Annotated in this window: 8 protein-coding genes; 2 read left to right on the top strand and 6 right to left on the bottom strand. The window is 65.1% G+C overall.

Translation table 11 applies throughout. From position 1 onward, the window contains the following. Window positions 1–149 precede the first annotated feature (149 nt). Entirely contained in the window at window positions 150–1,097 is a 948-nt protein-coding gene (locus tag RhoFasB10_RS01295; RefSeq protein ID WP_068428113.1) for an ABC transporter substrate-binding protein, read from the bottom strand. 179 nt (window positions 1,098–1,276) lie between these two features. Between RhoFasB10_RS01295 and RhoFasB10_RS01290 the strand changes: the two genes are divergently transcribed. Beyond that, window positions 1,277–2,158 carry a glycine betaine ABC transporter substrate-binding protein gene (locus RhoFasB10_RS01290; protein ID WP_346764329.1) on the top strand — a complete coding sequence of 294 codons (882 nt, stop codon included), beginning with the start codon at window positions 1,277–1,279 and terminating at the stop codon, window positions 2,156–2,158. Here RhoFasB10_RS01290 and RhoFasB10_RS01285 read toward each other — a convergent pair. The 3 genes from RhoFasB10_RS01285 to RhoFasB10_RS01275 are packed head-to-tail and all read right to left on the bottom strand — an operon-like array spanning window position 2,114 to window position 5,449. Beyond that, the gene (locus RhoFasB10_RS01285; protein ID WP_068428116.1) at window positions 2,114–3,052 is read right to left on the bottom strand and encodes an alpha/beta hydrolase; all 939 of its coding nucleotides are present in this window, start codon (window positions 3,050–3,052) and stop codon (window positions 2,114–2,116) included. The genes RhoFasB10_RS01290 and RhoFasB10_RS01285 overlap by 45 nt on opposite strands. Before the next feature lie 4 nt (window positions 3,053–3,056). Further along, on the bottom strand, window positions 3,057–3,887 hold the full coding sequence (locus tag RhoFasB10_RS01280; protein WP_068428119.1) for an SDR family NAD(P)-dependent oxidoreductase: 831 nt from the start codon (window positions 3,885–3,887) through the stop codon (window positions 3,057–3,059). Beyond that, window positions 3,884–5,449: an NAD(P)/FAD-dependent oxidoreductase gene (locus RhoFasB10_RS01275; RefSeq protein WP_068428123.1), complete on the bottom strand. Its 1,566-nt coding sequence runs from the start codon at window positions 5,447–5,449 to the stop codon at window positions 3,884–3,886. The genes RhoFasB10_RS01280 and RhoFasB10_RS01275 overlap by 4 nt, the downstream gene beginning before the upstream one ends. 69 nt (window positions 5,450–5,518) lie before the next feature. On the opposite strand from RhoFasB10_RS01275, the gene RhoFasB10_RS01270 reads away from it, so the two are divergent. Next, window positions 5,519–6,151: a TetR/AcrR family transcriptional regulator gene (locus RhoFasB10_RS01270; protein ID WP_068428126.1), complete on the top strand. Its 633-nt coding sequence runs from the start codon at window positions 5,519–5,521 to the stop codon at window positions 6,149–6,151. 67 nt (window positions 6,152–6,218) lie between these two features. Here the strand turns inward: RhoFasB10_RS01270 and RhoFasB10_RS01265 are convergent, their stop codons facing one another. Further along, the gene (locus RhoFasB10_RS01265) at window positions 6,219–10,004 is read right to left on the bottom strand and encodes a multifunctional oxoglutarate decarboxylase/oxoglutarate dehydrogenase thiamine pyrophosphate-binding subunit/dihydrolipoyllysine-residue succinyltransferase subunit (protein ID WP_084423849.1); all 3,786 of its coding nucleotides are present in this window, start codon (window positions 10,002–10,004) and stop codon (window positions 6,219–6,221) included. Between the two features lie 111 nt (window positions 10,005–10,115). Beyond that, the coding region (locus tag RhoFasB10_RS01260) for an ABC transporter ATP-binding protein (RefSeq protein ID WP_167674759.1) at window positions 10,116–12,035 on the bottom strand (1,920 nt) is incomplete at its 5' end.

The following is a 12,035-nucleotide window of genomic DNA, read 5'->3' as shown; positions in this document are numbered from 1 at the left end:
GGGAGTGGAGCCTGCGGAACGACCCCTGACGCCGGGAGTGGAGCCTGCGGAACGACCCCTTACGTCGGGATACTGCTTGGTGACGTTCTCGAACGTGATCACGGGTGGAGCGCTCCGATCGGTCGGAAAGTGTGTCGGCAGAGGTGGTCTCAGCTGACGGGCGTGCTCAGTCCCTGTTCCTCTACCCACTGCTTCGCTGCCGCGGCGGGTTCTGTCTTCGTGTCACCGGACACGGACTGGTTGAGCGCCAGCAATCCCTCGGTGGTCAGCTTGGCCGAGATCGCGTTCAGAACCTCGGTGAGCTTGTCGGAATTCTTGCCGGCGTTGACCACCGGCACCACGTTCTGCGCTGCGAAGTTGAACTTGGGATCCTCGAGCACGACGAAGTCGTTCTCCGCGATGGACGCCGACGTCGAGAAGATGTCCGCAGCCGTGACCTGACCTTCGGCGAGAGCGGCCACGGTTGCCGGGCCACCGCCGTCGGCGATCGGGACGAACTTGCTCGGGTCGATGTCGACGCCGTAGTTGGTCTTCAAGCCGGGCAGCCCGTACGCGCGTTCCTGGAATTCGGGCGGTGCGCCGATGCTGATCTCGGCCGAGTGAGGTGCCAGGTCGGCGATGGTCTTCAGATTCCACCGCTCGGCCGTCTCGCGGGTGACGACGATGGCGTCCTTGTCCTCCGCGGGTGCAGGCTCGGTGATGGCCAGCTCGGAGCCGAGTGCGTCGGGAAGCGCGGCTTCGACGTCCTCGGCGGAGGTTGCAGTCGCTTCGGGGTCGAGGTACTGCAGCAGGTTGCCGGTGTAGTCGGGGATCAGATCGATCGACCCGTCCTTGACCGCCGGGATGTACGCCTCGCGGCTTCCGATGTTGAGGGTGGTGCTCACGTCGAATCCGTTGACGCGCAGCACCTCGGCGTAGATGTTGGCGATGGTCTCCGACTCGGTGAAGTTGGCCGAACCGACGATGATGGAATTCGGGTCGTCATTGCTTGCACCGCCGCCGCTGGACAGTGGATCGGAATTGCCGCCGCACGCGGTCAACGCCAGGGCCGACAATGTGAGCGCAGCCAAGGCGCGCGTGGTACGGGTGATGTTCATGGGTTCCTTCCATCTGTTCCAGCGTGTGAACCGGCCCGGGTGGGTGCCTCGACGCTCACCGATGGTGATCGGGGCTAGCTTAGCCTTGAGGTTGCCCCGGTGATCATCTCGTTCGCCCCTTTTTTCCCTGCGTGCGAGAACCGTAAACCCGACCACCGACACAGTGCAGTAGGAGTGGAGTGTTGTTCGTGAAAGTGCGTGGCCTGCGAGCGCCCGTCGCCGTGTCGCTGTCCGTTCTGTTGTCCTGTCTCGCGGTGGCGTGCGGAGGGACGGAACAACAGTCGCCGATCGTCGTCGGGTCGGTTGACGACGTCCGCGACGAACTCGTGGCCGAGATCTACGCCGGAGCGTTGCGCTCGGTGGGAGCAGACGTCCGTACGGAGACCCGAATCGGCGATCGCTCGGACTATCTCGCCGCGCTCGACAAGGGCGATGTCGACGTCGTACCCGAGCTCACCGGCGAGTTGTTGGTCTCGTTCGACTCCACGTCGACCGCGACCGGCGCCGACGACGTGTTCGTCGACCTGAACAAGGCCTTGCCCGCGGGACTTTCGGTAACGGACTACGCGACGGCCGAGGACAGGCAGGCCGTCGCGGTCACGACGTCCGGCCCCTTCGCCGACGCGACCGCGGCGGCGGACATCGCATCCCGCTGCGGCGCTTCGACGCTCGTCGTCACCGAGGCCGACGCGTCCGCGGTGGACGTTCTGGCCCAGCGCTACGGCTGCACGTTCGGGTCCGTCGACACGGTGACCGACGACGAGAGCGTCGTGGACGCGCTGGTCGACGGTTCGGCCCAGGTCGGGATCATTCGGACGGCGTCGGCAGGCCCCGGCGCGAAAGACCTTACGGCGCTGACGGATACGGACGAGGTGTTCGCGGCTCGAAATGTCGTACCGCTTTTTCGTGACGGAGTGTTGAGCGACAGCGAGATTCGGTCGTTTTCAGTCGTGGCAGGGGAGCTGACGACAGCAGACCTCGCCGACATGATCGGCGAGGTCCGCGGTGGTGCGTCGTCAGGCGATGTCGCTGCTCGTTGGCTCGGGGAGCACAACCTCTGACGACCGCAGGCGCGCCCCGAGGAACGCGCCGAGGTGGCGGGTTGCTTCGGCGGCTTCGCGCAGAATCGAGGTCTGCAGATGCGCGACGTGCCACAGCTTCTCGTATTCGACGTACTCGACCTCGTTGCCCGACGTCAGGAGCCGGTCGTGGAAATCCACGATCTGCGAGTAGAGCACCTCGGCTTTGCCGACGTGCATGACGATGGGCGGGAGGCCGGACAGGTCTCCGTGCAGCGGCGCGAATCCCTGATCGAGGGGATCCCCGTCGCCCAGGTAGGCCTCCGCGGCCGCGAAGGACCACGCGGTGTTGACGACGATGTCCCGGGGAAACGGCGCGTCGCGTGCACCGGGGTCGACCCACGGTGAGATGAGGCCGAGCGCAGCGGGTTTCACGCCGTCGTCGACGAGATGCCGCGCCGTTGCGACGGTCAGCCCGCCACCCGCGGAATCACCGGCGATGGCGATCCTGTCCGGTGTGTACCCGTGTGCCTTGACGAGTTCGCGGAACGCTGCGACCGCGTCGTTCAGGCCGGCGGGGTACGGGTTCTCGGGCGCCAGACGGTAGTCGAGAACGTAGACGGCACTGGCTGATTCACGCGCGAGGTGTGCCGCGAGCGAGCGGTGCGTCGCGATCGATCCGATCGTGTACGCACCACCGTGCAAGTACAGCACGGCCGTGTTTCGCTCGGTTGCTCCGACGGTGATCCGCTCGGCGGGACGGCCCGCGAGCGTCGTCTTCAGGCTGACGGCGCCGTCGGGCATGGTCTGCAGCGGCGCGGCCAGATCGAGGATCCGGCGCTGCACCGAGACCGGCAACCGGGCGTCGAGCGCCAACCGGTAGAACGGTTTCAGCGCCGCGGCGACCACCGGGAGGGGCAGGTAGAAGGACTTCATCGTCCTACTTCTTTCTGGGCATGACGCGGTTGGAGATGACGGCGACCACCCGCTGATACTTCGACCCGGTGATCCGTTGGAACAGGTCCAACGCGATGGCGTCCGAACCGATGAGAACGCGGCCCTTGCCCTTCTCGACGCCCTTCAGAATGGTCTTGGCCGCTTGGTCGGGTGTGGTCTTCGCCAGCTTGGCGTCGAAGAACTTCGCGACGGACGCCTGGTCGTAGTTCTCCGCGACGGTGGCGTTGCGCGCGATGGCAGTCTTGATGCCGCCGGGATGGACGACGGTCATCTTCACCGGTGCCTTGGAGATCAGCAGTTCCATTCGCAACGCCTCGCTGAAGCCACGTACCGCGAACTTCGCGGCGTTGTAGGCGGCCTGCGACGGCATCGCGAGGAGCCCGAACAGGCTGGAGATGTTGACGACGTGCCCGTCGCCCGACTCCTGCAGGAGCGGCAGAAATGCCTTCGTGCCGTTGACGACTCCCCAGAAGTCGACGTCGACGATGCGCTCGATGTCCTTGAACGACGAATTCTCGACATCACCGTGGTAGGCGATTCCGGCGTTGTTGTAGATCTGGTTGACCTTGCCGAAACGCGCTTTCACGGTCTCGGCGTAGTCGAGTACGGTCTCGCGCTGCGTCACGTCGAGGAACTGCGATTCGACCTCGCCGCCGAGTGCCTCGACCTGGCGGACCGTCTCGGCGAGCCCGGCGACGTCGACGTCGGACAATGCGAGCTTGGCCCCACGCTGGGCCAGATTCAGTGCGAGTGCACGTCCGATGCCGGACCCGGCTCCCGTGACGACGGCGACCTTGCCTGCGAAAGCGCTCACTGTACGGCTACCTTGCTCTCGGAGTCGGCGACGACATCACCGACCGGGGTGGGAAGATCCGATACTGCGACGCTACGGTACGCCGCCAGGTCGAACCTCTTGGTCAGCTGACGGAAGCGGAACGTGAAGTCCGGCCACAGCGTCGTGTTGTTGCCGTGCTTGTCGAGGTACCAGCTGGCGCAGCCGCCGTTCATCCAGACGCTCTTCGCCATCCTGTCCTGTAGGTCGGCGTTGTACTCGTCCTGCACGTCCTTGCGCACCTCGATGGTGCCGATGTCGTGCTTGTCGATCGTGTCGATGGCATCGATGACGTAGTTGAGCTGCGACTCGATCATGTAGACCATCGACGTGTGGCCGAGACCAGTGTTGGGTCCGACGAGGAAGAACATGTTGGGGAAGCCCGCGACCGCGGAGCCTTTGTAGCCCTGCTGTCCCTCTTCCTCGAACGTCTGGGCCAGCGTCTTGCCACCCTTGCCGAAGATGCCCTGGTACGCCGGCGAGTCGGTGACGTGGAAACCGGTGGCGACGACGAGCGAGTCGATCTCGCGCTCGGTTCCGTCCTTCGTGACGATCGAGCCCGCCTTGACCTCCGCGATGCCGTCGGTGACGACGTCGACGTTCGGGCGGTCGAGGGCGGGGTAGTACGCGTTGGAGATCAGCATGCGCTTGCAGCCGATGCGGAAGTTCGGTGTGACCTTCTTGCGCAGGGCCTTGTCCTTGATGCCCTTGTTGATCTGCTGCTTCGCGATGACCTCGAAGATCTTCATCAGTGCCGGCTGCTTCGCGAGGCCGACGACCTGCGTCTCGCGGGCGGCGTAGATGCCGGTGCGCGACAGGCGCTGGAATCCGGGGATGCGCTTGAACGCGAACTTCTCGAGTGCGGTGTACTCGCGGTCGAATCGCGGGAGGATCCACGGTGCAGTGCGCTGGTAGATGTCGAGGTGCGACACCTTGTCGGCGATGGACGGCACGATCTGGATGGCCGACGCTCCGGTTCCGATGACGGCGACGCGCTTGCCTTCGAGCGACACGTCGTGGTTCCACTGTGCCGAGTGGAAGATGTCGCCCTGGAAGTTCTCGATGCCCTTGATGTCGGGCAGGTTCGGCTCGCACAGTGCGCCGACAGCGGTGACGACGACCTTGGCCGAGTATTCGCCCGTGGTGGCCGTGATGTCCCACCGGTTCGTGTCGTCGTTCCAGACGACGGTCTTGACGTCGGAACCGAACACGTGCCGATCGAGAACGTCGTACCTACGCGCGACGGCCGAGATGTACTTCTGAATCTCCGGCTGGGTCGAGAACGACCGAGACCAGTCCGGGTTGAGCGCGAACGAGTACGAGTACAGGTGCGACGGCACGTCGCACGCCGCACCCGGGTACGTGTTGTCGCGCCAGGTGCCACCGACGTCGGTACCGCGCTCGAGGACGAGGAAGTTCCTCTTGCCCTTCTGTGCCAGCTTGATCGCGGCACCCAGCCCGGCGAATCCACTGCCGATGATCACGGTGTCGACTTGGCGCGGCGCCGTCACGCGCTCGGAAGTATCTGTTACCGAAAGACTCATGCAAGTGAGCGTAAGAGCTTGTTGAGTGTGAGTCAATAGTTATTGACTACCATTCAGTAGGCTGGTCTCATGGCGAGTGTGAACAACGCAGTGGTGAAGCGGACGCGCATGAGTCCCGAGGAGCGTCGTGCGCAGTTGATCTCTCTGGGCACCGAGATGCTGTCCGAGCGTCCTCTCGAACAGGTGTCGGTGGAAGACATCGCCGACCAGGCGGGCGTATCCCGAGGGCTGCTGTTCCACTACTTCTCGTCGAAACAGGACTTCCACCTGGCCATCGTGCGTGAAGCGAGCCGGGAAATGCTCGAACGCACCGCGCCGGACACGAGCCTCGAACCGTACGAGATCCTGCGTGACTCCATCGCGAACTACGTCGATTACGTCACCGAGAACCGGGAGACGTTCATTTCCCTGCTGCGGGGATCGGCGACGGGCGACCCCGACATGCGTGCGGTGTTCGAGGAGACCCGCAGTGCCATGGCCGAGCGGACCGTCGCGAATCTCCACAAACTCGACGTCGACGCGAACCCGACCACCGAACTCGCCGTCCGCGGCTGGATCGCGTTCGTCGAAGAAGCCACCATTTCGTGGCTGCAGGACCCGAAGATCACGCGCGACGAGCTGATCGACCTCGAAGTAGGGGCGCTCCCTGCCGTCGCCCTGGCGCCGACGATGATCGCGACGCTGCTGGGCGCAGGTTCTTAGAAACGCCGAATGGCGCCTTCGGTCACTGTGAGTGACCGAAGGCGCCATTCGCTCCGAGAAGTGACTGTCAGTCCTCGCCGACGCCCGAGAAGGCCTCGTCGATGATCTCCAGCTGCTCCACGGCGTGGACCTTGCTCGAACCCGAGGACGGGGCCGACATGGCGCGACGCGAGATGCGCTTGATGTTGCTGAGCACGTCGGGCATGAGTTCCGGCATCGCGAGGCCGAAGAACGGCCACGCACCCTGGTTGGCCGGCTCCTCCTGGACCCAGCGGAACTCGGTGGCGTTCGGGTAGCTCTTGATCGCCTCGGTGATCCGACGCGTCGGAACCGGGTAGAGCTGCTCGATACGCACGATGGCGACGTCGTCGCGACCGTCCTTCTGCTTACGCGCCAGCAGCTCGTAGTAGAGCTTGCCGCTGACCATGAGGACGCGCTTGACCTTGCTGCGATCGCCGGTGCCGGTGTCGTAGGTCGGCTCGTCGAATACCGAGTGGAACTTGCCGTCGGTGAAGTCCTCGATGTTGGACACCGCGGCCTTGTTGCGCAGCATCGACTTCGGAGTGAAGACGACGAGCGGACGACGGATTCCATCGCGTGCGTGACGACGCAGCAGGTGGAAGTAGTTCGCAGGCGTCGACGGAACGGCGACGGTCATCGAACCCTCGGCGCACAGCGTCAGGAAGCGCTCGATACGGCCGGACGTGTGGTCCGGTCCCTGGCCTTCGTGGCCGTGCGGCAGCAGCAGCACGACGTCGGACAGCTGTCCCCACTTGGCCTCACCGGACGAGATGAACTCGTCGATGATCGACTGGGCTCCGTTGACGAAATCGCCGAACTGCGCCTCCCACATGACGAGTGCGTCCGGGTTGCCCACGGAGTAGCCGTACTCGAAGCCGACGGCCGCGAACTCGCTGAGTGCGGAGTCGTAGACCATGAACTTGCCGGGGTTCTCGCTGCCGATGTTGTGCAGCGGGGTGTACTCGGCGCCGGTCTTGCGGTCGATGATGACCGAGTGACGCTGCGTGAACGTGCCGCGACGCGTGTCCTGGCCGGAGAAGCGGATGTTCGTGCCCTCGTCGACGAGCGATCCGAGAGCGAGCAGCTCGCCGAAGGCCCAGTCGATCTTGCCTTCGTACGCCATCTCGCGACGCTTCTCGAGGACGGGCTTGACGCGCGGGTGCACGTTGAAGCCTTCGGGGACCTCGAGGTGGGCGTCGCCGATGCGATGCAGGATCGACTTGTCGATGGCCGTGGTCAGCTTGGCCGGCAGCTGCTGATCGAGCTCGACCGACTCGCTGGGCTCGGGGGTGAACTTCTCGAGTTCGCGCACCTCGTTGAAGACGCGTTCGAGCTGGCCCTGGTAGTCGCGGAGTGCGTCTTCCGCTTCCTTCAGGGAGATGTCACCGCGGCCGATGAGAGCTTCGGTGTAGCTCTTGCGAACGCTGCGCTTGGTGTCGATCAGGTCGTACATCGCCGGCTGCGTCATCGACGGGTCGTCGCCCTCGTTGTGGCCACGCCTGCGGTAGCAGATCATGTCGATGACGACGTCCTTGTTGAACTTCTCACGGAAGTCGACGGCCAGCTGGGCGACGCGGACGCACGCCTCGGGGTCGTCGCCGTTCACGTGGAAGATCGGCGCGCCGATCATCTTCGCGACGTCGGTGCAGTACTCGGACGAGCGCGAGTGCTCGGGAGCAGTGGTGAAGCCGACCTGGTTGTTGACGACGATGTGCACGGTGCCACCGGTGCGGTAGCCGCGCAGCAGCGCGAGGTTCAGCGTTTCCGCCACGACGCCCTGGCCCGCGAATGCCGCGTCGCCGTGGAGCATCAGGGGCAGAACCGAGAAGCCACCTTCGCCCGGTCCCTTGTCCAGCAGATCCTGCTTCGCGCGAACGAGGCCTTCGAGGACCGGGTCGACGGCCTCGAGGTGCGACGGGTTCGCGGTCAGCGAGACGGCGATGTCGTTCTCGCCGAACATCTGGATGTAGGTGCCTTCGGCGCCGAGGTGGTACTTCACGTCGCCGGAGCCGTGAGCGGCCGCCGGGTTCATGTTGCCCTCGAACTCGGTGAAGATCTTCGAGTACGGCTTGCCGACGATGTTCGCCAGAACGTTCAGGCGGCCGCGGTGCGGCATGCCGATGACGACCTCGTCGAGGGCGTGCTCGGCGGCCTGGTCGATGACGGCGTCCATCATCGGGATGACCGACTCGGCACCTTCGAGCGAGAAGCGCTTCTGGCCGACGTACTTGGTCTGAAGGAAGGTCTCGAACGCCTCGGCGGCGTTGAGCTTGCTGAGGATGTACTTCTGTTGCGCCACAGTCGGTTTGACGTGTGTGGCCTCGACGCGTTCCTGCAGCCAACCGACCTGGTCGGTCTCGAGGATGTGGGTGTACTCGACGCCCACGTGGCGGCAGTAGGAGTCGCGCAGCACGCTGAGCACGTCGCGCAGCTTCATCTTGTCCTTGCCGTGGAATCCGCCGACCTTGAATTCACGGTCGAGGTCCCACAGCGTCAGGTCGTGGCTGATCACGTCGAGATCCGGGTGCATCCGGAACTTGTCCTTGGTGAACTGCAACGGGTCGGTGTCGGCCATCAGATGGCCGCGGTTGCGGTACGCCGCGATCAGTTCGAGGACGCGCGTGTTCTTGTCGACCGTGCCCTCGGGCAGATCCTTGCGCCAGCGGATGGGCTCGTACGGGATCTTCAGCGAGTGGAAGATCTCGTCGTAGAACTCGTCGCTGATCAGGAGCTTGTGGATCGTGCGCAGGAAGTCGCCCGACTCGGCACCCTGGATGATCCGGTGGTCGTACGTCGACGTCAGCGTCATCAGCTTGCCGACGCCCAGTTCGGCGAGGCGTTCGTCGGACGAGCCCTGGAACTCGGCCGGGTACTCCATGGCACCTGCACCGATGATGGCGCCCTGGCCGTTCATCAGGCGCGGGACGGAGTGGACGGTGCCGATGCCGCCGGGGTTCGTCAGCGAGATGGTGACGCCCTGGAAGTCCTCACCCGTCAGCTTGCCGTCGCGTGCACGACGGACGATGTCCTCGTACGCGTTGTAGAACTGCGTGAACGTGTGGTCCTGCGTGTTCTTGATCGCGGCGACGACGAGCGAGCGGTTGCCGTCCTTGCCAGGAAGGTCGATGGCGAGACCGAGGTTGGTCGACGCGGGGGTGACGGCGTTGGGCTTGCCGTCGACCTCGGCGAAGTGGCGGTTCATGTTGGGGAACGCCTTCACGGCCTGCACGATGGCGTAGCCGAGCAGGTGCGTGAACGAGATCTTGCCGCCGCGCGTGCGAGCGAGATGGTTGTTGATGACGAGGCGGTTGTCGACCATCAGCTTCGCCGGGATCGCACGAACGCTGGTCGCGGTCGGGATCTGCAGCGACGCGGACATGTTCTTGGCGACGGCAGCAGCGGCGCCGCGGAGAACCTTGCTCGACTCTTCGTTCGTGGTGGCGGCGGGCTTCGCCGGGGCCGCGGTCTGATTGGCGCCTGCAGCCTTGGACGTCGCGGGCTTCGCCGTGGGAGCGGGCTTGGACGGCTCCGCCTTGGGTGCCTCTGCCTTGGGAGCCGCTGTCTTCGGCGCTTCGGCCTTGGGAGCGTCCGCTTTCGGTGCAGCCTTCGCCGGGGGAGCGGGAGGGGCCGGGGGAGTCTTGCCGTTGCCCTGCGCTGTACTGCCGTTCGGAGCCGACGCGGTGTCGTCACCCGCGGGCGCGTCCGGATCGTAGTCGGTCAGGAATTCGTGCCAACTTGCGTCGACAGAAGACGGGTCTTCCTTGAATCGCTGGTACATCTCGTCGACCAGCCATTGGTTTTGTCCGAATTGGGTAGTAGAGCTGCTGCTCACGGCAGTAGTTCGCCTCTTCTCTTCTCTTCGTTCCCGATCAGCGCGCGTACTTGTCCAGGCTAGACCTCGTCGATGAGTTACCGCCGTCCGGGACATAGCTGTGGTATGTACTCACGAGTAACTGTCGGCTTCTCTGCTGACGACTCCTTGGTGTATCGGATTATTCCCGCCGCGTGTTTCGGCCGCATCCCACAGCCGCGCGTAGTGGCCCTCTCGGGCCCGCAGATCCGCGTGTGTGCCGACCTCTACGATCCGGCCTGCGTCGACGACGACGATCAGATCCGCCCGTGCCGCGGTGGCCAGTCGGTGTGCGACGACGACCGCCGTGCGCTTGCGTGCGACGGCAGTGCTCGCGGCGAGGACCTTGCGTTCGGTGGCCGGGTCGAGGGTGGCCGTCGCTTCGTCGAGGAGCAGCAGATCCGGGTCGACGAGTTCCGCTCGGGCCAGGGCGATCAGTTGCCTCTGCCCGGCCGACAGACCTTGCCCTCGCTCGCCGACGGGCTGGTGCATACCGCTCGGAAGTGCAGCGATGGTGTCGAGAGCGCCGACCGCTCGTGCCGCGGACTCGATTTGCTCGCGGCTCGCGTCGGGCTTTCCGTAGGAGATGTTGCTCGCGACATCTCCGGTGAACAGGTGCGCTTCTTGCGGCACGACGCCCAGCCTGCTTCGGTAATCGGCGAGCCGATAGCGCCGAAGATCCGTGCCTCCGACGCGGACCGATCCGGACGTCGGATCGTAGAACCGGGCGAGCAGTTTGACGACCGTCGACTTGCCCGCGCCGGTCTGGCCGACGAGGGCGACGGTCGTACCGTGCTCGATTGTGAGATTGACCTCACGCAGCGCTTCGGTGTCCGCGCCGCCATATCGGAAGCCCACGTCGTCGAGACGAATGTCACTGCGGAGATGCCCGTTCTCGATTTCGACGACGTCACCCGACGACGCGGTCTCGATCGAACTCGGAGTGCGCAGAAGATCTCCGATGCGGCGGACGCCGACACTGGCCTGCTGGTAGCCGTCGAACACCTGGGAAAGCTGCTGGATGGGCCCGAACAGCAACCCGAGGTACAGCACGAACGCGACGAGCGTGCCTGCCGAGGTTTCCCCGGTCGCGACCTGATGCGCGCCGACGAGGACGACGAGCGCCAGCGCGAGATCGGAGAGGAACGTGATGAACGGGAAGAACACCGAGATCGCGCGTTGGGAGCGCATGCGGCTGCGGCGATAGCGGTCGGCACGTTCGGAGAATCGTTCGGCGGCGAACTCCTCGCGCCGGTACGCCTGCGCCGAGCGCAGACCCGCGATGTTCTCCTGGAAATCCGCGTTGACCGCCGAGATGCGCTCGCGGGATGCCGAATACGCCGCCGAGGAGACCTTGCGGAAGACGAGGATGGCCACGATCAGCGGCGGGACCACGGCGAGCGCGACGAGCCCGAGAGTCGGATCGGTGATCAGCAACGCGGCAGAGATGCCGAGGACGGTGATCAGACTGACCACGGCGGTCGACGCGCCCGTCTGGATGAACGAGGACAGTGCGTCGACGTCGGTGGTCATGCGCGTCATGATGCGACCGGACAGTTCGCGTTCGTAGTAGTCGAGGCCGAGACGCTGGATGTGCGCGTAGCTACGCACGCGAAGACCGAACAGCACGCGTTCGCCCGCGCGGGCCGTGACGACGGTCGTCGCGCAGATGACGAACCACCCCACGACGGCCAGCACGACGCCTATTCCGGTGGCCACCCACAGTGCGCCGGAATCGCCCCGGGCGACGCCGGAGTCGACGGCGTACCGCACGATCGACGGGAACGCGATCGACGACAGCGAATCCAGCGCGAGCAGGACGACGACGATCGTCAGAAGCCACCGCACGGGCTTCAGCAGGCGTGAGAGTCGGAAGTGCGGATCGGCGGTGCGCAGTGCAGGCCCGCCGGTCGCGGGGTCCTCGGTCGCCGGAGGAAGAGCGTCGACGGCCTTCTGCAGCTCGGGCGTCGACGCGACGTTGCCGAGAGCTCCTGTTGCACCCTGTCTCTTATA

The organism is Rhodococcus sp. B10 (assembly GCF_011770055.1).
In the GTDB taxonomy this organism is placed as follows: domain Bacteria; phylum Actinomycetota; class Actinomycetes; order Mycobacteriales; family Mycobacteriaceae; genus Rhodococcoides; species Rhodococcoides kyotonensis_B.
Note: the sequence above shows the minus strand (reverse complement) of the source record. Positions and strands in the feature narration are given on the sequence as shown.